Source organism: Psychroserpens ponticola (assembly GCF_023556315.2).
In the GTDB taxonomy this organism is placed as follows: domain Bacteria; phylum Bacteroidota; class Bacteroidia; order Flavobacteriales; family Flavobacteriaceae; genus Psychroserpens; species Psychroserpens ponticola.
In genome coordinates, this window is record NZ_CP116221.1 from 2,666,783 (window position 1) to 2,691,603 (window position 24,821).

Annotated in this window: 17 protein-coding genes; 9 read left to right on the forward strand and 8 right to left on the reverse strand. The window is 33.8% G+C overall.

From position 1 onward, the window contains the following. Positions 1–164 precede the first annotated feature (164 nt). Entirely contained in the window at positions 165–1,097 is a 933-nt protein-coding gene (locus MUN68_RS11890) for a hypothetical protein (RefSeq protein ID WP_249996054.1), read from the forward strand. Between the two features lie 82 nt (positions 1,098–1,179). Further along, positions 1,180–2,019: an FKBP-type peptidyl-prolyl cis-trans isomerase gene (locus MUN68_RS11895; protein ID WP_249996053.1), complete on the forward strand. Its 840-nt coding sequence runs from the start codon at positions 1,180–1,182 to the stop codon at positions 2,017–2,019. Between the two features lie 27 nt (positions 2,020–2,046). Here the strand turns inward: MUN68_RS11895 and MUN68_RS11900 are convergent, their stop codons facing one another. After that, positions 2,047–2,727: a M15 family metallopeptidase gene (locus tag MUN68_RS11900; protein ID WP_249996052.1), complete on the reverse strand. Its 681-nt coding sequence runs from the start codon at positions 2,725–2,727 to the stop codon at positions 2,047–2,049. Positions 2,728–2,760: 33 nt separating this feature from the next. Here MUN68_RS11900 and MUN68_RS11905 point away from each other — a divergent pair, with 33 nt between their 5' ends. The 6 genes from MUN68_RS11905 to MUN68_RS11930 all read left to right on the forward strand — a co-directional run bounded on the left by MUN68_RS11905 (position 2,761) and on the right by MUN68_RS11930 (position 8,364). Further along, positions 2,761–3,366, forward strand: coding sequence for an alpha-ketoglutarate-dependent dioxygenase AlkB family protein (locus tag MUN68_RS11905; RefSeq protein WP_249996051.1), 606 nt, complete (start codon positions 2,761–2,763; stop codon positions 3,364–3,366). Positions 3,367–3,749: 383 nt separating this feature from the next. Continuing rightward, entirely contained in the window at positions 3,750–4,676 is a 927-nt protein-coding gene (locus MUN68_RS11910; protein WP_249996050.1) for an alpha/beta hydrolase, read from the forward strand. A gap of 252 nt (positions 4,677–4,928) precedes the next feature. Then, positions 4,929–5,789 (forward strand): SPFH domain-containing protein, encoded by an 861-nt coding sequence (locus tag MUN68_RS11915; RefSeq protein WP_249996049.1) that lies wholly within the window; start codon positions 4,929–4,931, stop codon positions 5,787–5,789. Between the two features lie 280 nt (positions 5,790–6,069). Then, positions 6,070–6,249 carry an Arc family DNA binding domain-containing protein gene (locus MUN68_RS11920; protein ID WP_249996047.1) on the forward strand — a complete coding sequence of 60 codons (180 nt, stop codon included), beginning with the start codon at positions 6,070–6,072 and terminating at the stop codon, positions 6,247–6,249. A 64-nt stretch (positions 6,250–6,313) separates the two neighbouring features. Further along, the gene (locus MUN68_RS11925; RefSeq protein WP_249996046.1) at positions 6,314–7,624 is read left to right on the forward strand and encodes a DUF819 family protein; all 1,311 of its coding nucleotides are present in this window, start codon (positions 6,314–6,316) and stop codon (positions 7,622–7,624) included. Positions 7,625–7,674: 50 nt separating this feature from the next. Continuing rightward, complete coding sequence (locus MUN68_RS11930; RefSeq protein ID WP_249996045.1) at positions 7,675–8,364, forward strand: DUF4369 domain-containing protein; 690 nt, start codon at positions 7,675–7,677, stop codon at positions 8,362–8,364. 87 nt (positions 8,365–8,451) lie between these two features. Here the strand turns inward: MUN68_RS11930 and MUN68_RS11935 are convergent, their stop codons facing one another. From MUN68_RS11935 to MUN68_RS11965, 7 genes are all read right to left on the reverse strand, one after another. Next, a complete protein-coding gene (locus MUN68_RS11935) occupies positions 8,452–8,718 on the reverse strand; it encodes a hypothetical protein (RefSeq protein ID WP_249996044.1) in 267 nt (88 codons plus the stop codon). 27 nt (positions 8,719–8,745) lie between these two features. Further along, entirely contained in the window at positions 8,746–9,717 is a 972-nt protein-coding gene (locus tag MUN68_RS11940; RefSeq protein ID WP_249996043.1) for a type I phosphomannose isomerase catalytic subunit, read from the reverse strand. Beyond that, on the reverse strand, positions 9,714–10,124 hold the full coding sequence (locus MUN68_RS11945; protein WP_249996042.1) for a 6-pyruvoyl trahydropterin synthase family protein: 411 nt from the start codon (positions 10,122–10,124) through the stop codon (positions 9,714–9,716). Before MUN68_RS11945 ends, MUN68_RS11940 begins: the two co-directional genes overlap by 4 nt. Then, positions 10,124–10,648 (reverse strand): isopentenyl-diphosphate Delta-isomerase, encoded by a 525-nt coding sequence (gene idi / locus MUN68_RS11950; RefSeq protein ID WP_249996040.1) that lies wholly within the window; start codon positions 10,646–10,648, stop codon positions 10,124–10,126. The genes MUN68_RS11945 and idi overlap by 1 nt, the downstream gene beginning before the upstream one ends. Before the next feature lie 185 nt (positions 10,649–10,833). After that, positions 10,834–12,780, reverse strand: coding sequence for an OmpA family protein (locus tag MUN68_RS11955; RefSeq protein ID WP_272792369.1), 1,947 nt, complete (start codon positions 12,778–12,780; stop codon positions 10,834–10,836). Between the two features lie 10 nt (positions 12,781–12,790). Next, complete coding sequence (locus MUN68_RS11960; protein WP_249996039.1) at positions 12,791–13,723, reverse strand: PorP/SprF family type IX secretion system membrane protein; 933 nt, start codon at positions 13,721–13,723, stop codon at positions 12,791–12,793. Positions 13,724–13,753: 30 nt separating this feature from the next. After that, entirely contained in the window at positions 13,754–22,549 is an 8,796-nt protein-coding gene (locus MUN68_RS11965; RefSeq protein ID WP_272792370.1) for a T9SS type B sorting domain-containing protein, read from the reverse strand. A 442-nt stretch (positions 22,550–22,991) separates the two neighbouring features. Here MUN68_RS11965 and MUN68_RS11970 point away from each other — a divergent pair, with 442 nt between their 5' ends. Beyond that, positions 22,992–24,578 carry a peptide chain release factor 3 gene (locus MUN68_RS11970; protein WP_249997388.1) on the forward strand — a complete coding sequence of 529 codons (1,587 nt, stop codon included), beginning with the start codon at positions 22,992–22,994 and terminating at the stop codon, positions 24,576–24,578. Positions 24,579–24,821 lie beyond the last annotated feature (243 nt).

Sequence of the window (24,821 nt, forward strand, 5' to 3'; positions counted from 1 at the left end):
GTATTAGGCTTGGTGGTATTTATAATTTGTAATTTACACTTCCAAACTCTTTTGAAGCATTCCAGCCTACTACAATCGAAATATGAAGTACATCTGAAAAATAGCAAAGTCAAAAATGGATGAATCAATTTAAAGAATTTGCCGAGAAAACAAATGCATAATCTATGAAAACACTTTTCAGAATCATAGGTATTGTATTATTAACTATATCTTGCTCATCAGACGATAGTAATAAAATCAATACCTCACAAACATTACCTTCATATGGCTCTGAAATTGAAGTCATTATAAATGGGTTGCAATTTGATGCCATGGAACCTTTTATCTCTCCAGATGGAAATTACCTATTCTTCAACAACTTGAATGATGGTATAAATACAAAATTATATTATGCGACCAGATTGAATGATTCAACCTTTAATTTTGCAGGAGAATTATCAGGAACAAACCAATTAACACCACCACATTTGGATGCTGTTGCAGATATGGATATTAATGATAATTTTTATTGGACTTCAACAAGAAATTATCCAACCGAATTGAATAATCTCTTTAGAGGATCCTTTAATAGTGGAAATGTGAATAGTATTGAAAGAGTTCAAGGAGATTTCAATATGAATACTCCTGGCTGGTTAGTCATGGATCATGGAATAAGTTTAGATGGACAATTTTTATACTTCAATAATGCCAGATTTGATGACACAAACTGTTTAGGTCCTTGTGAAACAACTCTAGGAGTTGCACAAAAAGTTGATACTACTACGTTTAATATAATTCCAAATTCTGATGTAATCTTACAAAATATTAATGATCAAAATTATATTTATTACGCACCTTGTATTAGTAGTGACAATCTAGAATTATACTATACGAGATATTTAAAAGGTGAAATTACTCAAGATACTGTTTTCGAAATATGCGTTGCTGTTAGACCTAATTCTACATCAGAATTTTCAATTCCTAGAGTTTTATTTTCAGAAAGTATTTCAAATTTAATTGAAGCGCCAACACTAACTGTAGATAAAAACATCCTCTATTATCATCAGAAAACCACCAATTCTCATAAAATATTAATGAGATATAGAAATGCTATCTAAAGCAAAAGCCATTTTATAATTTACCGTCAATTTTTATATCTTGCGTAGCAATTTAACACACTAATAATTTCTATAATTCAATATGAAAAAATCAGCATTACTTGTAATAATCACCTTATTACTAACATCTTGCGGAAACGACAAAAAGCATAATCATAATAGAAATATTGTTTTAAACGATACGATTACAACACCAAGCGGACTTAAATACATTTTTATAAAGGAAGGTTTCGGACAAAAAATTGAAGATGGCTCAAAGGTAAAAGCGTTTACAGAATTATACATTAATGATAATCCTGAGATCTTTTGGTCAACAGCTGGTGAAAAAGATTCAGTGTTTGCTTTTATTCATGGTAAAACAACTCTAATTAAAGGATTTACTGAATTAAATAGCTACTTAGCCGAAGGTGATAAAGTCATTGCAATACTTCCAGATTCATTAGCTTATGGTAACAAAGTAAAAAATGGAGTGCCTGTAGGCTCTACACTAATCTATAGTCCATATGAAGTACGATATGCTTCAAAAGCTAAAGAACTTTTAGAAGACACACTCTACAACATTGCTTCTACTGTAAACTCAAAAGCAGCGATTGATTTTTATGAAACTATTTTAAATAGTGATCTTAAAGATAAGTACCATACAGATGTTGAAGATTTAGCAGAATTACTACTCAACCTTAATAAAGCCACTTTATATAAAGAATCTGAAGATTTAGCGAGTTACTTTTTGCAAAAAACAGATGAAGATAATATGAAACAAAGTTTTTCTTTTTACAAACTTCTTGCTCTAGAATCTCAAGGAAAATTTGATGAAGCACTAAACTTAGTTAAACCACTAGCAACACAAGTTACAAACCAAGAATGGTGGCATAATAAAATGCTCGAGTTAAAAACAAAAGTTGCTAACGATAGTATTAACTAAAATATGAAAACAGAGGTAATAGTTAAATTATTCAACTTCAAAATCAAAATAGGTTTTAGGAAAAGGCTCCCAACGTAACGTGAAATGCCACCATTCTTTAGCATAATTTCTGAAATTATGTTTCAGCATAACGTCTTGCAGTAATTGCCTGTTAGCCTTCTGCTCTTTAGATAATTGATCATGATTTACCCAAGATTCTTTTCCGAAGAAATCATACGGACTTCCCATATCTAAAGGTTCATTTGTAATGCCATTAATAATTGTCAAATCTAAAGTACTTCCTCTACTATGACCAGAACGTGTGGCTATATATTCTTCTCTAAACAAATAACGCTTTTCAACATTTGGATAGAATTCTTGTTTATTAATGGTGTCATTTAAATCTTTAGCCCAACGCATAAAATGATTAACTGCTCGTTGTGGCCTATAACCATCGTATACTTTTAAGCATAAATTCTGTTGTTGCAAATCATGCTGCACTTTTTGAAGTGCCTGAACGGCCTCAGCTGTAATAATTAATTTGTTTGCCTTGTAACCATCTATTGTATCACCAACAAAATTATTAGTAGTAAAATAACGCAGCTCTATATTTAAATCTGGAATGACATTTTTTGCATACACAAATCCTTCTGGAAGCTCATTTGATTCTTGAGAACCAAATGAAAACCAAAGCAAGATCAATGATATAATTGTAATTTTGAATTTCATATGATATTAGCTAATTTAGATAAAAATTAAGTGATGGACTTATTTTCTGAAGAAAAAACGGTTTTAAAACTACCTAATGCGGAACTTATTTATATTCCGAATTTTCTAAATCAGCATAAAGCTAATTATTTTTTTGAGTATTTAAAACTAAATGTAGCTTGGCAACATGACGATATTACAATTTTCGGAAAGACCTACAAACAACCAAGACTAACAGCTCTATATGCCGAAAATAACGCCTCGTATTCCTATTCTAATATTACAATGTATCCAAAACCTTTTACTTCAGAAGTATTAGAAATAAAACATTATATTGAAAAAGAATCACGACATAAATTTACGTCGGCATTGATTAATTTATATAGAGATGGAAATGATAGTAACGGATGGCATGCTGATAATGAAAAAGAATTAGGGGAAAATCCAATAATTGCATCATTAAGCTTAGGTGAAGCAAGACCATTTCATTTTAAACATCGAAATCTAAAAGAAGAACGTCATAAAATAATATTAGAACACGGAAGCCTTTTAATTATGAAAGGTGCAATGCAGCATCATTGGTTGCATCAAATTGCGAAAACAAAAAAAGCTATTGGAGTACGGATTAATTTAACTTTTAGAAAAGTAGAAACGATATAAAAATAAAAAACCGAGATCCCTCAATCTCGGTTTTTCTAATTTGCGTTTTATTTATGTAGTAGATTTAGGGTCACTAAGTCAATACATAAGCAAATATTAATTAATTAATCCATTGAACTAAAAACTAAATTTTAGTACACTTCAAATATATAATTCTATTTCAATGCACAAGTCAAAATACATAATTAATCGATGAAATGCACTTAATTTTAACATTTAAAGATAAAAACATGTATTTCACCGATGAAATGCATGCCGCCTTTTTAAAAAAATGAAGTTTATAAGGTTCATTTTTAAATATATTTTAAAAATAAACGTTACATCAAAACAAAAAACCTTTTACGTATTTTTGATATTAGATATGATACTATTCAAAAAAAAAGATGAAACCAATTATTAAATATATAATAGTGCTTTTTACAATAGTAAGTTTTGGTCAGGATATAAATTTCACTACTCAAAATTTATCGATTAATAAGCATATAGATGGCACTCTATTAATGCCAAATAAGCTTAACGCTACTACTCTTGCTATTTTAATTGCAGATTCTGGTCCAACAGATAGAGATGGCAATCAAAATTTTCAGAAAAATAATGTTTTAAAAAAACTAGCCGAAGGTTTATCAAATCAAAATATTGCTACGTTTAGATATGATAAGCGAATTGTAAAGCAAATAAGAAAAGGAAATGTAGATCCAAATATCTCGTTTGTTGATTTTGTTAACGATGCCATAGCAGTCATAGATTATTTCAAATCACAAAACAGTTATTCCAAAATAATCATTATTGGTCATGGTCAAGGTAGTTTGGTTGGTTTAGTAGCTTCAAAAGTTAATGTTGATCAATTTATCTCATTAGCAGGTTCTGGTAAATCTATAGACAATGTCATCATTGATCAAATTGCACAAATGGATCCTGCGCTTATAAAAGACACTAAACTTGCTTTCGAATCTCTAAAAAAAGGACAACTCACAAAAGATTACCCTCAAGCCTTAAGTGGAATATTTAGTTCAGATGTGCAACCTTTTATTATGAGTTGGATGCAATACAATCCTCAAGAGTTAATTAAAAATCTAGAAATTCCAACACTTATAATCAATGGCACTAAAGATTTACAAGTACCCGTTTCAGAAGCTGAACTTTTAAAAAACGCATCTCCAGATGCTACATTTAAACTAATTAGTAATATGAATCACGTTCTATTCATTATAGATGGAAAAGAACTAGAAAACTCAAAATCTTACAACGAATCTTTTAGAACAATATCAAGTGAATTAATTACCGAGCTTATTACATTTATTAGAAACTAGCATCAATAACTTCTTTATAAAACATAAAAAAAGCATCTCAAGACTGAAATGCTTTTTTTCTAACTAACCAACCAATGTAAATGTTTACTCCTTTATTTAAGGCAATCACTCCTCGTTTAATATCATCATAATCATTTACAATATGTATAATGCAAAGGGTGTGCCAAACTCAATTTGGACATCAAATATGTTTGATGTATATTTGATATCAAAATAATATCATATTGAATTATTTAATTTAAACTTATTACAATGAAAGAAGAAAAAATAATAGTTCCAGCAAATGGTTACCTAATGCTATTTGTATTTCTTATCATATTTTTTGGGTCAATCATTTCAGCTATTGCAACCCAAAGTCCAGAGTTTATAATGATAATCCCAATTGCAATCATAATTGCGCCAGGGTTTATAATGGTGCAACCCAATGGATCTAGAGTTTTATTACTTTTTGGAAAGTATGTTGGTACTGTAAAAAAGAATGGTTTCTATTGGGTAAACCCATTTTATACTAAAAAGAAAATATCACTAAGAGCAAGTAATTTTGACAGTGAACGTTTAAAAGTAAATGACAAACTTGGTAATCCTATTATGATAAGTACCATTTTAGTTTGGCGAGTTAAAAACACATATAAAGCTGCTTTTGATGTAGATAATTACGAAAATTTCGTTCGTGTGCAAACAGATGCTGCAGTTAGAAAGTTAGCAAGTATGTATCCATACGACAATTTTGCAGATGAAGGTGTAGATGAAGATATCACGTTACGTTCTAGTGTAAATGAAGTGAGTACAGCTCTTGAAAAAGAAATAGATGAGCGTTTATCAATTGCAGGTATTGAAGTACTTGAAGCTCGTATTGGTTATTTAGCTTATGCTCAAGAAATAGCAAATGCAATGCTTAAGCGTCAACAAGCTACTGCTATAGTAGCAGCAAGGCATAAAATTGTTGAAGGCGCAGTGAGTATGGTTGAAATGGCAATAGAACAATTAAACAAGAAGGAAGTTGTAAATTTAGATGAAGAACGAAAAGCCGCTATGGTTAGTAATTTAATGGTCGTACTATGTGGAGATAAAGATGCATCACCTGTTCTTAATACTGGTACATTAAGTCACTAAAATCAACAAAAATCAAACATATCGTATTACTATTGATGAAGCTATAGGAAGTAGTTTACAAACCACAATTGGTGTCGTTATGTGCAATATTGAAATGTGATATATATAATACATTAATAGGTACTATAATAGGATCATTCTTATTTTGCTTAGTTTTAAAATTATGAAAGAATATAAAGTAATAATACCTAAATTGGGTTTTAGAAATTGGCAATTAATAAACAAAGGTACGTTTTAGAAAAAGTAGTAGAAGCTGTACCAAAGTTTATAAAAAAATAATATGGCAAAAAAGAAAGCGTTCGCATTACGAATTAATGAAGACATGATCAAGGCAATTGAGAAATGGGCTGCTGACGAATTCAGAAGTACCAATGGTCAAATTGAGTGGATGCTAATGCAATACCTTAAAGAAAAGAACAGACTACCTAAACCAAAAAATAAAAATGAAAGCGACTCTTAACAAGTTGCTTTTTTTATGCGCTTTTATTTTGGTATTTTGCAGATTATATAGAAACATATAAAATATGGATACGACACCTCTTTTTACAGATGACACAATTGTTTTTGGACTCCTAATGCTTTCATTAGGATTTGTATTTTTAACCGAATCTATAAAAACAGGTTTTTGGTCTAAATTTTACAAAATAGTGCCAGGTTTATTTATGGCATATATGATTCCTGCGGTATTGACAACAGTAGGATTAATTTCTCCTGAATGGCAGACTGTAGCAGAAAATGGAGACATTACTGAGCACAGTTCAAGTTTATACTATGTTTCAAGTCGTTATTTATTACCAGCTGCATTGGTATTAATGACCTTAAGTATCGATTTAAAAGCTGTCTTTAATTTAGGTTGGAAAGCACTTGTAATGTTTTTTACTGGAACCGTTGGAATTGTTATTGGAGGACCAATTGCCATTTTATTAATTGCTATGGTTTCTCCTGAAACTGTTGGTGGAGCTGATGCAGATGCGGTTTGGAGAGGGCTTTCAACACTTGCAGGAAGTTGGATTGGTGGTGGTGCCAACCAAACAGCTATGCTTGAGATTTATGGCTATAATCAAAAACTTTATGGCGGAATGGTATTCGTTGATATTGTCGTAGCAAATATATGGATGGCACTTATATTAATAGGAATAGGAAAACGCAACCGAATCAATAAATGGTTACAAGCAGATACTTCTTCTATTGAAGAACTAAAAGAAAAGATGTCTACATTTTCTGAAAAAGTAAAGCGAAATCCATCTCTTACTGACATTATGATTATTGGAGCTATAGCATTTGGAACGGTAAGTATTGCACATTTAAGTTCTAATTTTTTAGCACCACTATTTGATAATTTAGTCGCTGGAATAGAATCTCCAACAACGAGAAATATGTTTACATTCTTGGGATCAAAATTCTTTTGGATGATTAGTATTGCTACAATAATTGCAATCCTATTATCTAATACAAAAGCGAAAAATTATGAAGGTGCTGGTGCCAGTAAATTTGGGAGTGTATTTATTTATATTCTTGTAGCCTCTATTGGAATGAAAATGGACTTAATGCTCATTTTTGACAACTTAGGACTTATTGCTATTGGTGTGGTTTGGATGACCATACACGCATTGTTACTCATAGGTGTCGCAAAACTTATAAAAGCGCCTTATTTCTTTTTAGCTGTAGGTAGTCAGGCTAATGTTGGTGGCGCTGCTTCTGCTCCTATTGTCGCTTCAGCCTTTCATCCTTCACTAGCAACAGTAGGTGTTTTACTCGCTGTATTTGGCTATGCTATTGGAACTATTGCAGCAATTGGCTGTACAATTTTAATGCAAATAGCAGCAGCTAGCTAATACATTAATCATAAAAGATTGATATATTTGTGCACAAAATTTAAAGATTCATGAAGTATATTCTAGGTGCTGTATTACTTAGCTTTTTAATGGTTTCTTGTGCAAAAGAAGAACCGCACAATTTCAAACTCAAAGGGTATGTTAAAGGTTTAAAAAAAGGAACCGTTTATTTACAAAAACAACAAGATTCTCTTTTAATTACATTAGATTCTCTTGAAATAAAAGGCGATTCAAATTTTGAATTACACACCGATTTAGAAGAACCTGAAATATTAACACTAAAATTAGACAAAAATGATGATAAGGAAAACTGGGTGTCATTTTTTGCAGATACTGGTGTTACTGAAATAAGATCTACTAGAAAGTTATTTAATTTTAATTCTGTAATTATTGGCTCTAAACAACAAGAGGTTCTTGAAGAGTATTTATCTACAATCTCAATACTATATAATAGAAATTTAGATGTATTAGAATCTAATTTTAATACCAACAGTAGTACAACTTTTAATGAACAACAACAAAAATCATTAAAGCAAAAATACTCCTATACAATTCAATTTGCATTAAATAACCGCAATAGTGAAGTCGCTCCTTATTTAGCTGTTTATGAAATACCAAACACGACGGTTCGCTATTTAGATACCATATACAAAACATTAACGCCTCCTATCAAAGCATCTAAATATGGTAAACTACTGAAAGAAACTATAGATCTTAGGTCATCAGAAGCGCATAACTAATGTAAGACTTTAAAATAAAGCATAAAAAAAACTCCAATCATTTGATTGGAGTTTTTTTTTAAAAGTTTAAACAACTTAACAAGAAGCTTATAATTTATTCAATTTTTCGATTAGTGCTTTTCCTTTTTCCTCTAGTTCAGCATTAATTGTTTTAAAGTGAGTTTTTTTGTTTTCAACGCTTCTATCGTTAACCTTAGCAATTAAATCATCAAAAGTTGTGATCGCTTCATCAATGATAGCTTCACTCTTTTTTGTGTCTTTATCTGTGTTTGAATATTCCCAAACATAAACTGCTTCTATAATATCTCCTAAAACAAAATTGATATCTTTTTTTAGGTCTCTAACATTTGCCATAATTAATTAAATTTATTTGCTACAAAATTAAACATAAACTTCTAATAGTTTTGCATTCGTAGACGTTATTTTATAGGTTTCTATTCCTGCTGGAATTAAAATGGATTCACCTTGTTTTATAAATTCTGAAGCATGTTCAGTTTCAATCATCATTTCTCCTTCAACACATATGTAAATAAAAAATGAATCTTTAGTGTTTATTTTTAAAATTGAATCGGTAACCTGAAGAAAACTTGTCGTAAAATATGGACAAGCCACCATTTCATTTGAAGTATTTTTATCGGTTTTATAATCGACTCTAAAATTATCTTCCATTTCAAAATTGAAAGCCTCTATTGCTAAATCATTATGTAGTTCGCGTTCATTTCCTTCATCATCAACACGATCCCAATCGTAAACTCTATAGGTAATATCACTAGTTTGTTGAATTTCAGCAAGTAAAACTCCAGCTCCAATAGCATGAACTCTACCAACTTCAATAAAATAAGTATCTCCAGTTTTTACTTTATCAAAATTTAAAATTTGAGTCAGCGTTTTATCCTCCAAATGTTTCAGGTACTTTTCCGGAGTCATCTCTTGATTAAAACCAACGATCAGATTTGCATCTTTATCAGCCTGCATAACATACCACATTTCAGTTTTTCCAAAGGAATTGTGACGCTTTGCTGCCAATTCATCATTAGGATGTAATTGAATGGATAAATCTTCTTTAGCATCAATGAATTTAATCAATAACGGAAATTTATTTCCGAAAGTTTGATAATTTTTTTCACCAAGCAATTCAGCTTTATAAGTTTCTAAAAGATCTTTAAGAGTCTGACCTTTTAGATGGCCATTTGTAACAATAGATGTGTCTCCTTCTACATCACTAATTTCCCAACTCTCTCCTATGTTAGTTAGGTTAGAATCTTTATTCAGTATGTTATTAAGCTTTTCGCCTCCCCAAATTTTTTCTTTTAAAATAGGTCTGAATTTGATTGGATATAATTTGTGTTTCATTTCCCTGAGTATGTTACAAAATTACGAGGTGTTTCAAAAAGCGTGATTTCTAAATCAAAATCTGAATTTAGTTTTGGCTTAATTTTATTGTAAATCACTACGACAATATTTTCTGCAGTAGGATTTAGGTCTTTAAATTCTGAGACTTCAATATTTAAATTTTTATGATCTAAAGCATCTTCAACTTCAGATTTAATGATTTCCTTTAGAACCTTTATATCGATAACATAACCCGTTTCCTTGTCGATTTCACCTGTAACACTAACAATAAGTTCATAGTTATGACCATGAAAGTTTGGATTATTACATTTTCCGAAGATGTCATCATTTTTTTCAAAACTCCAGTCTTTACGATACAAACGATGTGCAGCATTAAAATGAGCTTTTCTACTTACAGTTACTCTCATTAGCTAGCGATGTTTATGTGTTCATAAAATTTATCGAAAATGATTTTAAACCATTCTGTGTATAATTCAGGATGCAATTCTATATCAACCTTGATAGCTTCTAATGACATCCATTTCCAGTTTTCAACTTCTTTTGGATTAATCTTTGGTTCATCATTAAATGCACCAATCATAACATGATCAAATTCATGTTCTGTTAGACCATTATCAAATGGCGCTTTATAAACAAAAGAAATTGTTTCTTTCAACTCAGTTATGAATCCCATTTCTTCTTGTAAACGACGCTTACCTGCTTCAAGATTTGTTTCACCAACACGTTGATGACTACAACAAGTATTTGTCCAAAGCAAAGGGGAATGATATTTATGCTTAGCACGTTGTTGCAGCATTAATTCATTAGCGTCATTAAAAACAAAAACTGAAAAGGCACGATGTAAAACCGCCTTTTCATGCGCTTCCATTTTAGGCATTGTGCCAATTTGCTCATCCTTTTCGTTGACAAGAATTACGTGTTCTTCTTTCATCTGGCAATTTTTATTTTTTTATTGGGTCAGATGTAATTCGCTAATAAACAGATTAGTCTATATAACTAATTGTTTTAGCTCATTTCATAGCTAACAAAAATAACAACTAAATTTCTAATAATCTGCTAGAAACAAAAAAGCTGCCTTAAAAAAGACAGCTTTTAACTTTTATTTAATAGTTGAGATTACATCTTCACAATAATAAACTCACTACGTCTATTTAATTGGTGTTGTTCTTCGGTACAATCTGAATTGTTTGTTGGTTCACAACCACAATCGTTTATTAATTGAGATTCACCATATCCTTTAGCAGTTAATCTTGAGGCATCAATTCCTTTAGAAATTAGATAATTACGGGTAGATTGTGCTCTGTTTTCAGATAATCTTTCGTTATAATCTGCTTTACCTCTACAGTCTGTATGACTTTTAACATCAACAATCATGTCTGGATACTGATTCATCACTGCCAATACTTTTTGCAATTCGACTTCAGCATCGTAACGAATATTTGACTTATTATAATCAAAATAAATAATTGGAATACCAAGCGTTTGTGCTAAATCGGTTCCTTCTTCAATGCTTTTAACATCTTTCTCTAACTTAGGGTTAATAACCAGATCTTGTCTTTTCTTAGGCGTTGTAAATCGTTCTTCAACAGTTTCATAATCATCCGCTTCAATTCTGATTAAATATTCCTTTTCGCACTCTAGCTTTTCAAATTTATAAGCGCCATCAGTGCCTACGATTTGAGAATTTAACTCCTCTCCTTCAGCATCTAACAAGGTTACTTTTGCACCTACGATAAACGCATCAGTTTCTTGATCTCTTACAATACCTTCAACCACTTGTTCGCAATCTGGTATTGTAAAACTATAAATATCATCATCGCCTTTCCCTCCTTCTCTATTAGAGGTGAAAAAACCTTCTTTTGTCGCTACATTTTCATAGTAAGCAAAGTCATCCATCGGACTATTAATTGGACGACCTACATTTTCTAAAATTAATTGTTGACTTAATTCTCTTCGTTTTTCAAATTCTCTAATTACAAAAACATCTAATCCACCTAAACCAGCAAATCCGTTAGAAGAAAAGAATAAATCACCTTCAGAATTTACAAACGGAAACGTTTCATGACCTTCAGTATTTATAGAAGCGCCTAAATTAACAGGCTCGCCTAACGTACCATCCGGATTAATATCCACTTCAAAAATATCAGATTTACCTAAAGTTCCAGTCATATCTGAAGCAAAGTACATTTTAGTTCCTTTAAGATTTACGGTTGGATGCGCAACACTATATTCATCTCCATTGAAATGAACAGATTGAATGTTTGTCCACTCATCATCTTCTAAAGTTGCTTTAAATATTTTTAATCTATTTGTACCATCTTCACTATTCTTATACTTTTTATTGTAATAATTATTTCTAGTAAAATACATCACTTGATCATCTGGAGTAAACGATACCGTTGATTCGTGAAATTTACTATTTACGTTTTCATTGAATGCTTCAACATTAGAATAAGTACCATCAGCTTGTTTTTCTGCATGGAATAAATCAAGGAATGGCTGTTCATTCCATTTGTATTTTTTTCCACCACCTCTAGCGGAAGCAAATACTAATTGATTTTGATATTGCGTTGTTCCAAAATCTGAAACTTCAGTATTGAAATCCATATTATTAACTTCAAATTCACGACTTACTTCATCAATTTTAGACAAATAATCTACAGTGGAAGCAAACGCTCTTCCTCTAAGATCGCTTCGATTTGCTTCGTGAAATTTTTTCATCCATTTATCTGATTCGGTATAGTTTTCAACAGATTTAAGAGCTTGAGCATATCTGAAGTAATATTCAGGATCTTCCATGTCATCATTCATTGCCATCAACTCGCCATACCATTGTGCAGCTTCTTTCATTTGATTATTGAAATAGAATGAATTAGCAAGTTTCTGAAGTAAATCAACAGATTTGAAACCATTATTTGCAACCTCTAGTAAAATCTCACTAGTTTTTACGTAAGCTAAATTATCGTATTCTTTTTTAGCTTGTCTTACTTTTCCTTTTTGCGCATAACCTATTGCAACAATAAGGCTAAATGCGAATATAGATAGTATTCTTTTTGTTTTCATAATCATTTTTTTAGAAGAATCTAGGTGATAATATTCTACCTAATTTTTGTATTTCAAAACGCAACATGATTTCATGTGAACCACTATTATAGTTATTCAAATTTGTCGTGGTTGCATCATAAGCGTAACCAATATATAAACCATCAGTAACCTGGAAACCAGCGAGACCACTAACAGAATCATCAAAACGCCAAGCAAGACCTAATGTGAATTTCTTATTGAATAAAAAATTGGCAGACACATCTGCTATTAAAGGTGCTCCAGAAACTCCTTTTAATAAAGCTGCTGGTTTAAATTGTGTGTTTTCACTTAAATCAAAAACATAGCCTGCTATTAAATAATAATGCATTCGTTCTTTGGCAACAGATTCTTGATAATCATCATAATGCTTTGTAATTAAAAAGTTAGGCACAGATAAACCTACATACCATTTTCTGTTATGCAGATATAAACCAGCTCCAATTGTTGGCGAAAACAAACTTATATTTTCTTGAAAAGCGGCATCACTTTGATTTTGAAAGCGTCCTTTACTCCAATCTGTATCTAATAAATGTGCTCCAGCTTTTACTCCAAAAGATAACTTAGTCAACGATTCGTTAAGCTGAATTGAATACGAAAAGTTAGCATCAATATAAGTTTCGTTTGCAGGACCTAAAGCATCATTAACTATGGATAATCCTAAACCAATCTTATCATTTCTAAGTGGTGTATGAATGCCTAAAGTTTGTGTTTTTGGTGCTCCTTCTATACCAACCCATTGTGTTCGATATAACCCAGTTACACTTAACACTTCTCGTTGTCCAGCATATGCAGGATTAACACTCATCGTGTTATACATATACTGTGTATACTGAGGGTCTTGCTGCGCAAAACTAGTATTAATCGTTAGTGCACAAAACACTAACAATATTAACCCTTTCACTAATGATGATTTTTTTATCATTTTAATATTGTTTTTAATCTTGCCTAATTTTTATCTATTAATGTATAACCATCCAACTCTTGGTTCAGAACCATCACCTAAGTCGATAACATAATAATACGTACCATCAGGCAATTGATTAGATTCGTTAATAACAATTCTACCATTGGAAGTTCCATTCCAATCGTTTCTATATCCTTTTTTAGAATACACGATATTTCCCCAACGGTTATAAATTTCTAATGTGTTATTAGGGAAGGTTTCTATACAATCAATCATAAATGTATCATTTACACCATCTCCATTTGGAGAGAATTCATTGTAAATTGTTAAACATATTGGATCAACTGAAGCAGAAGATTCATTATTACCTATATTCATATCAGTTCCACCAACAAAATCTGAAATTAAGGCGGTGTTCAAATAATCTCCAAAACCAAGTACTTCAACTGTAATTTCAAGAATATGTAATTGACCAGGATTTAATTGACCTACAGTCCACGCTCCACTCATATCAGAATAAGTTGTTGGCGCTGTTGCAATTGCGCTTACAAAAGTATAGCCACTTGGCAAAACATCTTCAACGACAACTCCTGTTGCTGTAACTAAGCCTTCATTAGCAACTGTAATCGTGAATGTTACATTATCACCTATTAATGGCTCTAGCGTATCAACTTCTTTAAATACTGTTAAATCAAAATCAGAATCTGTAATTGTGTCTGTTGGATCATCTGGATTTCCGTCACTATCTAGATCAACATCTTCAGTATCATTTGGATCATCACTTATATCATCTACAATCGTACCATCTGGACTTGCTCCTTCAGCTACAGCACTATTTGAAACTCCACCAGCATCTACATCACTTTGTGTAATGGTGTAACTTGCTGTATATATTGCAAACTCTCCAACTAATAAAACACCTTCTATACTTCCCATACTTGAAATAGGGCCTTGAAAAGTTGGCTGGGAATCAAGAATAAGTGGATTACCTAACAAATCTGTTAAATCATCACTTACAATCATCACATTATTTAATATCAAATTTCCAGTATTAGTTACTGTAATTGTATAGATAATTTCATCACCTACTCCAATAATATTATCTCCATTATCATTAATTTCAGCTATTTTAGCTACATCTAGTAATGGTAAAGGACATTCAGTAACTGTTACTGTTGCTGTCTCTGACACCGAAGCACATGCACCATTTCCAGTAACTGTGTAAGTATATAATCCTGCTACAGTAATTGGAAAAACCACAATATTATTCATATCATCAGTCCAAACTCCACCACTATCTGGCGTACCTCCTAGTTCAGCTAAAATTTCTGTTTCAGTTAAATCGTCATTAACACAAATTTCAATGTTACCATCCATTCCAGCATCAGGCAAAGCATCAACTGTGATCGTTGCACTAACACCTGTTAAATCAGTATCACAATCTGTGTTGGCGACATTACTAACATCTATGTCTGTATCTGATGTGATTCCTATGACTGAAATCTCTAAGGTGCCATCTGCTGGAATCGTTGCTGTTACTGATGCTCCTCCATCAATACTATAGGTTACTGTATCACCTGCATCGCCTGTAATCACAAACTCTCCATCTTCTCCTGAACAGACACTTCCATCTGTAGCTGAAACGGTTGCTGAGGTTACTGTATTTACTGTGATCGTTGCACTAACACCTGTTAAATCGGTATCACAATCTGTGTTGGCGACATTACTAACATCTATGTCTGTATCTGATGTGATTCCTATGACTGAAATCTCTAAGGTGCCATCTGCTGGAATCGTTGCTGTTACTGATGCTCCTCCATCAATACTATAGGTTACTGTATCACCTGCATCGCCTGTAATCACAAACTCTCCATCTTCTCCTGAACAGACACTTGCGTCTGTAGCTGAGACTGTTGCTGATGTTGGTGCTGTACCAACTGTGATTGTTGCACTAACACCTGTTAAATCGGTATCACAATCTGTGTTGGCGACATTACTAACATCTATGTCTGTATCTGATGTGATTCCTATGACTGAAATCTCTAAGGTGCCATCTGCTGGAATCGTTGCTGTTACTGATGCTCCTCCATCAATACTATAGGTTACTGTATCACCTGCATCGCCTGCAATCACAAACTCTCCATCTTCTCCTGAACAGACACTTGCATCTGTAGCTGAGACTGTTGCTAATGTTGGTGCTGTACCAACTGTGATTGTTGCACTAACACCTGTTAAATCGGTATCACAATCTGTGTTGGCGACATTACTAACATCTATGTCTGTATCTGATGTGATTCCTATGACTGAAATCTCTAAGGTGCCATCTGCTGGAATCGTTGCTGTTACTGATGCTCCTCCATCAATACTATAGGTTACTGTATCACCTGCATCGCCTGTAATCACAAACTCTCCATCTTCTCCTGAACAGACACTTGCATCTGTAGCTGTGACTGTTGCTAATGTTGGTGCTGTACCAACTGTGATTGTTGCACTTACACCTGTTAAATCGGTATCACAATCTGTGTTGGCGACATTACTAACATCTATGTCTGTATCTGATGTGATTCCTGTAACTGAAATCTCTAAGGTGCCATCTGCTGGAATCGTTGCTGTTACTGATGCTCCTCCATCAATACTATAGGTTACTGTATCACCTGCATCGCCTGTAATCACAAACTCTCCATCTTCTCCTGAACATACACTTGCATCTGTAGCTGAGACTGTTGCTGATGTTGGTGCTGTACCAACTGTGATCGTTGCACTTACACCTGTTAAATCAGTATCACAATCTGTGTTGGCAACATTACTAACATCTATGTCTGTATCTGATGTGATTCCTATGACTGCTATCTCTAAGGTGCCATCTGCTGGAATCGTTGCTGTTACTGATGCTCCTCCATCAATACTATAGGTTACTGTATCACCTGCATCGCCTGTAATCACAAACTCTCCATCTTCTCCTGAACAGACACTTGCATCTGTAGCTGAGACTGTTGCTAATGTTGGTGCTGTACCAACTGTGATTGTTGCACTAACACCTGTTAAATCGGTATCACAATCTGTGTTGGCGACATTACTAACATCTATGTCTGTATCTGATGTGATTCCTGTGACTGAAATCTCTAAGGTGCCATCTGCTGGAATCGTTGCTGTTACTGATGCTCCTCCATCAATACTATAGGTTACTGTATCACCTGCATCGCCTGTAATCACAAACTCTCCATCTTCTCCTGAACAGACACTTGCATCTGTAGCTGAGACTGTTGCTGATGTTGGTGCTGTACCAACTGTGATCGTTGCACTTACACCTGTTAAATCAGTATCACAATCTGTGTTGGCGACATTACTAACATCTATGTCTGTATCTGATGTGATTCCTATAACTGCTATCTCTAAGGTTCCATCTGCTGGAATCGTTGCTGTTACTGATGCTCCTCCATCAATACTATAGGTTACTGTATCACCTGCATCGCCAGCAATCACAAACTCTCCATCTTCTCCTGAACAGACACTTGCATCTGTAGCTGAGACTGTTGCTGATGTTGGTGCTGTACCAACTGTGATCGTTGCGCTAACACCTGTTAAATCGGTATCACAATCTGTGTTGGCGACATTACTAACATCTATGTCTGTATCTGATGTGATTCCTATAACTGAAATCTCTAAGGTGCCATCTGCTGGAATCGTTGCTGTTACTGATGCTCCTCCATCAATACTATAGGTTACTGTATCACCTGCATCGCCTGTAATCACAAACTCTCCATCTTCTCCTGAACATACACTTGCATCTGTAGCTGAGACTGTTGCTAATGTTGGTGCTGTACCAACTGTGATTGTTGCACTAACACCTGTTAAATCGGTATCACAATCTGTGTTGGCGACATTACTAACATCTATGTCTGTATCGGATGTGATTCCTGTAACTGAAATCTCTAAGGTGCCATCTGCTGGAATCGTTGCTGTTACTGATGCTCCTCCATCAATACTATAGGTTACTGTATCACCTGCATCGCCTGTAATCACAAACTCTCCATCTTCTCCTGAACAGACACTTGCATCTGTAGCTGAAACGGTTGCTGATGTTGGTGCTGTACCAACTGTGATCGTTGCACTTACACCTGTTAAATCAGTATCACAATCTGTGTTGGCGACATTACTAACATCTATGTCTGTATCTGAAGTGATTCCTATAACTGCTATCTCTAAGGTTCCATCTGCTGGAATCGTTGCTGTTACTGATGCTCCTCCATCAATACTATAGGTTACTGTATCACCTGCATCGCCTGTAATCACAAACTCTCCATCTTCTCCTGAACATACACTTGCATCTGTAGCTGAGACTGTTGCTAATGTTGGTGCTGTACCAACTGTGATCGTTGCACTAACACCTGTTAAATCGGTATCACAATCTGTGTTGGCAACATTACTAACATCTATGTCTGTATCTGATGTGATTCCTGTGACTGAAATCTCTAAGGTGCCATCTGCTGGAATCGTTGCTGTTACTGATGCTCCTCCATCAATACTATAGGTTACTGTATCACCTGCATCGCCTGTAATCACAAACTCTCCATCTTCTCCTGAACATACACTTGCATCTGTAGCTGAGACTGTTGCTGATGTTGGTGCTGTACCAACTGTGATCGTTGCACTTACACCTGTTAAATCAGTATCACAATCTGTGTTGGCAACATTACTAACATCTATGTCTGTATCTGATGTGATTCCTATGACTGCTATCTCTAAGGTGCCATCTACTGGAATCGTTGCTGTTACTGATGCTCCTCCATCAATACTATAGGTTACTGTATCACCTGCATCGCCTGTAATCACAAACTCTCCATCTTCTCCTGAACAGACACTTGCATCTGTAGCTGAGACTGTTGCTGATGTTGGTGCTGTACCAACTGTGATCGTTGCACTTACACCTGTTAAATCAGTATCACAATCTGTGTTGGCGACATTACTAACATCTATGTCTGTATCTGATGTGATTCCTGTAACTGAAATCTCTAAGGTGCCATCTGCTGGAATCGTTGCTGTTACTGATGCTCCTCCATCAATACTATAGGTTACTGTATCACCTGCATCGCCTGTAATCACAAACTCTCCATCTTCTCCTGAACATACACTTGCATCTGTAGCTGAGACTGTTGCTAATGTTGGTGCTGTACCAACTGTGATCGTTGCACTTACACCTGTTAAATCAGTATCACAATCTGTGTTGGCAACATTACTAACATCTATGTCTGTATCTGATGTGATTCCTATGACTGCTATCTCTAAGGTGCCATCTACTGGAATCGTTGCTGTTACTGATGCTCCTCCATCAATACTATAGGTTACTGTATCACCTGCATCGCCTGTAATCACAAACTCTCCATCTTCTCCTGAACAGACACTTGCATCTGTAGCTGAGACTGTTGCTGATGTTGGTGCTGTACCAACTGTGATCGTTGCACTTACACCTGTTAAATCAGTATCACAATCTGTGTTGGCGACATTACTAACATCTATGTCTGTATCTGATGTGATTCCTATAACTGCTATCTCTAAGGTTCCATCTGCTGGAATCGTTGCTGTTACTGATGCTCCTCCATCAATACTATAGGTTACTGTATCACCTGCATCGCCAGCAATCACAAACTCTCCATCTTCTCCTGAACAGACACTTGCATCTGTAGCTGAGACTGTTGCTGATGTTGGTGCTGTACCAACTGTGATCGTTGCGCTAACACCTGTTAAATCGGTATCACAATCTGTGTTGGCGACATTACTAACATCTATGTCTGTATCTGATGTGATTCCTATAACTGAAATCTCTAAGGTGCCATCTGCTGGAATCGTTGCTGTTACTGATGCTCCTCCATCAATACTATAGGTTACTGTATCACCTGCATCGCCTGTAATCACAAACTCTCCATCTTCTCCTGAACATACACTTGCATCTGTAGCTGAGACTGTTGCTAATGTTGGTGCTGTACCAACTGTGATTGTTGCACTAACACCTGTTAAATCGGTATCACAATCTGTGTTGGCGACATTACTAACATCTATGTCTGTATCGGATGTGATTCCTGTAACTGAAATCTCTAAGGTGCCATCTGCTGGAATCGTTGCTGTTACTGATGCTCCTCCATCAATACTATAGGTTACTGTATCACCTGCATCGCCTGTAATCACAAACTCTCCATCTTCTCCTGAACAGACACTTGCATCTGTAGCTGAAACGGTTGCTGATGTTACTGTATTTACAGTTATAGAAATACTTTCCTCTTGTGGACACTTGTTGTTTACTGTTGTTACTTCTAATCGATAAGTATTGGTATCAAAATTAGCAGGAATATTATTAATTGTTAATATTGCAGTTTGGGAACCAGAATACTGAGCTCCATCAGTTAGCGCTGTTGCACCTAAATACCATTGATAACTAAAATCTACAGCAGGAATAGCAATAGTCGTATCATCGCTTGTACTTCCTATTAAACCAAAATCAGTTACACGAATTCCAGTTGTTGTAGCTGTAAATACAAGATCCTCTAATTCACAAACAGTTGCTGGATCTGGACTAGGAGTAATTACAATACTAGTTACGACATCGCTAATAATTTCGGTTCCATTAGCACCATCGTAGCCACCAACACCTCCTACTACTAATCCATTACCATCAAGTCCTGTTCCGTCAAGCACTCCATCATTATTATCATCTACACCACCAGATTCAACAACGTCATAACAACCATCATTATCACTATCTGTATCTAAGTGATTAGGAATTCCATCTTTATCAATATCAAATAAATATGTAATAGGATCACTAAAATTATTAACACAATTAAATTCGACACTATGTCTTCTAGTTACAGGATTATTAGGAGTAATTATGCTTACACCTAGTCTAATTGTTTGACTAGAAGTATTCAAGTATCTCGTTGAAAAGTTTGATGCAGGATTAGCATTTGATGTACCTGAAAAATTAAGATTACTAGAAGTACCAACTAGCCAAGGGCTTTCATCAGTGATTGTAATTTCACTAGGATTATCTAATGTATAACTTGTTGGATACTCTACCCAATTTTGTTCGATTAAATCTGCATTTCCGTCAAGATCATTAAAATTAATAAACAATTCAGGTATAATAAATGGTATCGTTGATCCTGATTGCACAAAATCAAATTGATATTCAACAAAAGGTTGTTGACCTGCAGGCACATTACCAACAATTGTTTCAGGTTTAAAGAATGTTGGATCTGAAGAATTTTCATCAATCACAAGTACAAAACAATTATAAACTTCATTTATGGTAACTATAGCATCAATTCCTGGAGCAACATTTGAAAATCTAAACACCTCATTTTGAATTACTGTTCCGAGCAAACCATCTCCAACTTCTTCTGTTGGAGGATTACTAAAATCTAATGTAGTTTGTCCTCCGCAAATGGGCTGGCTATTAGTCGTAATTCCTTGTTCAACAACATCGAGTATTCCATCATTATCATCATCATCATCACAGCCATCAACATATAAATCACCATCATTATTTTGAGTATCATCAAAGCCAGGGCATTGATCATTTGTATTACTCACACCATCTCCATCATCATCACATTCTCCAGAAGTAATAGTAGGATTAAGCGCACTAATGTCATTTTGTTGGCCACTAGAAGCTCCAACTTGCGGTATACCATTAGCATCAACACTATCTCCTAAGCTATTTTCAGCATCTAAATCTGTTAAAGTGAATCCTCCATCACCTTCAAGTGCATCTGGACAACCATCATTATCACTATCATAATCTAGAAAATCTGGAGTACCTCCACCATCTGTATCTTGGCAGAGCTCCACAAACACATTATCTAATCTAAAATCGTCAGAGACTCCTATACCTGAAGAAAACGCTCTAATACTAATATTTGCGGTTCCAGTAGTCGAAACAAAGAATAACGACTGCGTTGCAAACACATTTACACCACCATTATCAGCTTGGATTTCAGTAGCAGTCTTGCTATAAACGACATTTCCGTCAATTGAAATTTCTAAAGTCGCATCAATTGCACTAGTTGCATCTGCTGCATCTTGAAATGTAAAAGCAGTGATTACATTTTGATATACAGTTACAGTTTGTTCAAATGTAGAATCAGAATTATCAGCAGTAAATCTTGCAATTCCTCCTCCAACACCTGATCTAAACCAGTCTGAATCTCCTGATTCTGTCCAACCTGTAACAAGGTTTGAATCAAAATCACCATTTGTTAATGCATTTGTAGCATTACATTCTACCGAATCTAAAAGTCCATCATTATCGTCATCATCATCACATCCATCAGGCGCACCATCATCATCTACATCAGCAAAATCATCAAAGCCTTCGCATATATCTGAAGAATTTACAACTCCATCACCATCACAATCATTAGTTGGAAAATCCAAACAATTCCCTATAACAATCAAGACATTTGCATCATCACAAATAGCATTATTAATATCTAAACAGATTGTATACTGAACAGTATAATTTCCTGGGGTGCTGTCTGAAGGAATATTAATTGTTCCATCAGAATTAATTGTAACCCCTGTTAATCCACCATCAACACTAATAGAAATATTAGCGTCTATATTAGCGTCTGTAGCATCTACACCATCAGCAAGATCTTGCGTAAATCCATTATCTAAGAACACACTTATGGTTGTTCCTCCAGTTACTGGATTAAACGGTGTACTACTAAAATCATCATTATTTGCTGTGATGCTTTGTGAAAAAGAATTTTGAAATGAAAATAATATTAATAAGCTACTAAAAAAGATTAGCTTATTAACAAACGAGAATCGAGTAGAAATATACATAAAATCTTATATAATTATTTATTCTTAAATTTTATATAACATCTTAAATGATCTACATAAAAACAAAAAAAACCTCATCCCATACATATTTATGCATAAGACAGGCTTACTGTTTAGTTGTAGGTTCAACATAAGTGCTATTAATCTGGTTTCAAATGTAACAATTTTGCAAAAAAATACTCCAAAGATTAACATTTATTTAATCGATTAAGTGATTATTTTAATCGATTAAAAACAAATTTAAGGTAATTTCCCTTAAATCAAAAGGTTTTTGAAATAATTGCTTCACAAAAACAACACCGTTTTATTCATCCAAAACCCAACATTTTAACCTGTATTAATTATAAGACACATAAGTTTTAATGACGTCACTCATTTTTATATCAAAATCACTTCAATAATAACTATGATAAAATTATATTTGCACCTACTATAAATGAATATGAGTTTTTTAAAAGAAATCAATAGACGTCGGACTTTTGGTATTATTTCCCATCCAGATGCAGGTAAAACAACTTTAACAGAAAAACTATTACTTTTTGGAGGTGCCATTCAAGAAGCTGGAGCTGTTAAGAGTAATAAAATAAAAAAAGGTGCTACTAGTGACTTTATGGAAATAGAGCGTCAAAGAGGTATATCTGTGGCCACTTCTGTTTTAGCATTTGAATATGATGGCATTAAAATTAACATTCTTGATACTCCTGGTCATAAAGATTTTGCAGAAGACACCTTTAGAACGCTAACTGCAGTTGACAGTGTAATTGTTGTTATTGATGTTGCAAAAGGCGTAGAGGAACAAACTGAAAAACTTGTTGAAGTCTGTCGAATGCGAAACATACCGATGATTGTATTCATTAACAAGATGGATCGTGAAGGTAAAGACGCTTTTGATCTATTAGATGAAATTGAACAAAAGTTAGGATTAAAAGTTGTACCGCTTAGCTTCCCTATTGGTATGGGTTACGATTTTAAAGGGATTTATAATATTTGGGAGAAAAATGTCAATTTATTTAGTGGAGATAGTCGTAAAGACATTGAAGAAACTATCGAAATAGATGACTTAGCATCTTCAGAATTAGATCAACTTATTGGAGACAATGCTGCTCAGACTCTTAGAGAAGAAATAGAACTCGTAGCAGGCATTTATCCTCAATTCGATAAGGACAAGTATTTAAATAGTGAAATACAACCTGTATTTTTTGGTTCTGCTCTTAATAACTTTGGAGTTCGTGAGCTTTTAGATTGTTTTGTAGAAATAGCACCTAAACCTAGACCAAAATATAGTGAAGAACGATTGGTAAAACCTGATGAAGATAAATTCTCTGGCTTTGTATTTAAGATTCATGCAAATATGGATCCAAACCACAGAAACCGATTAGCCTTCATAAAGATTGTTTCTGGTGAATTTAAAAGAAATGCACCTTACCTCCATGTAAGACATAATAAAAAATTAAAATTTTCTAGTCCGAATGCCTTTTTTGCTGAAAAGAAAGAAATTGTAGATATTTCTTATCCAGGAGATATTGTTGGATTACAAGATACTGGGAACTTTAAAATCGGAGACACTTTAACTGAAGGTGAAATACTCAACTATAAAGGCATACCAAGTTTCTCTCCAGAACACTTTAGATATATCAATAATGCAGATCCATTAAAATCAAAACAACTAAATAAAGGTATTGATCAACTTATGGACGAAGGTGTAGCTCAATTATTCACCTTAGAACTCAACGGAAGAAAAGTAATTGGCACTGTTGGCGCACTTCAGTATGAGGTGATACAATATCGTCTTGAACATGAATATGGTGCAAAATGTACTTACGAAAATTTAAATGTACACAAAGCTTGTTGGGTTGAACCTAAAGACAAAAAAAGTGAAGAATTTAAAGAATTCAAGAGAGTAAAACAGCGTTTCTTAGCAAAAGACAAAAGAGGGCAACTTGTGTTTTTAGCAGATTCATCTTTTTCTTTACAGATGACACAACAAAAGTATCCAAATATTATATTTCATTTAACTTCGGAGTTTTAAAATCATCGTCCAATTTATTAAGGGTAAATCAAATAACAATCAATGTTGATAAACTATTAATAAGTCAGAAATTCATCTCTAAATTTCAAAGAGTTAATCTATATATTTATGCATAATATTTAATTGTTACACTGAATTGATTTCCAAAAAGACTAACGTCCAATTAATAGTAATAATTACTTTCTTTTTTAATGTTATATGTGCTCAAACAAAACCTATTGAGCATATTGTTAGTAAAGGTGA

Excerpts from the sequence above, each read along its gene's own strand:
- MUN68_RS11900 (WP_249996052.1), bottom strand. The coding sequence starts at position 2,727 with ATGAAATTCAAAATTACAATTATATCATTGATCTTGCTTTGGTTTTCA.
- MUN68_RS11965 (WP_272792370.1), bottom strand. The coding sequence starts at position 22,549 with ATGTATATTTCTACTCGATTCTCGTTTGTTAATAAGCTAATCTTTTTT.
- MUN68_RS11935 (WP_249996044.1), bottom strand. The coding sequence starts at position 8,718 with ATGGCAAATGTTAGAGACCTAAAAAAAGATATCAATTTTGTTTTAGGA.
- MUN68_RS11895 (WP_249996053.1), top strand. The coding sequence starts at position 1,180 with ATGAAAAAATCAGCATTACTTGTAATAATCACCTTATTACTAACATCT.
- MUN68_RS11930 (WP_249996045.1), top strand. The coding sequence starts at position 7,675 with ATGAAGTATATTCTAGGTGCTGTATTACTTAGCTTTTTAATGGTTTCT.
- MUN68_RS11905 (WP_249996051.1), top strand. The coding sequence starts at position 2,761 with ATGGACTTATTTTCTGAAGAAAAAACGGTTTTAAAACTACCTAATGCG.
- MUN68_RS11920 (WP_249996047.1), top strand. The coding sequence starts at position 6,070 with ATGGCAAAAAAGAAAGCGTTCGCATTACGAATTAATGAAGACATGATC.
- idi (WP_249996040.1), bottom strand. The coding sequence starts at position 10,648 with ATGAAAGAAGAACACGTAATTCTTGTCAACGAAAAGGATGAGCAAATT.
- MUN68_RS11945 (WP_249996042.1), bottom strand. The coding sequence starts at position 10,124 with ATGAGAGTAACTGTAAGTAGAAAAGCTCATTTTAATGCTGCACATCGT.
- MUN68_RS11940 (WP_249996043.1), bottom strand. The coding sequence starts at position 9,717 with ATGAAACACAAATTATATCCAATCAAATTCAGACCTATTTTAAAAGAA.
- MUN68_RS11915 (WP_249996049.1), top strand. The coding sequence starts at position 4,929 with ATGAAAGAAGAAAAAATAATAGTTCCAGCAAATGGTTACCTAATGCTA.
- MUN68_RS11910 (WP_249996050.1), top strand. The coding sequence starts at position 3,750 with ATGAAACCAATTATTAAATATATAATAGTGCTTTTTACAATAGTAAGT.
- MUN68_RS11955 (WP_272792369.1), bottom strand. The coding sequence starts at position 12,780 with ATGAAAACAAAAAGAATACTATCTATATTCGCATTTAGCCTTATTGTT.
- MUN68_RS11960 (WP_249996039.1), bottom strand. The coding sequence starts at position 13,723 with ATGATAAAAAAATCATCATTAGTGAAAGGGTTAATATTGTTAGTGTTT.
- MUN68_RS11970 (WP_249997388.1), top strand. The coding sequence starts at position 22,992 with ATGAGTTTTTTAAAAGAAATCAATAGACGTCGGACTTTTGGTATTATT.
- MUN68_RS11925 (WP_249996046.1), top strand. The coding sequence starts at position 6,314 with ATGGATACGACACCTCTTTTTACAGATGACACAATTGTTTTTGGACTC.
- MUN68_RS11890 (WP_249996054.1), top strand. The coding sequence starts at position 165 with ATGAAAACACTTTTCAGAATCATAGGTATTGTATTATTAACTATATCT.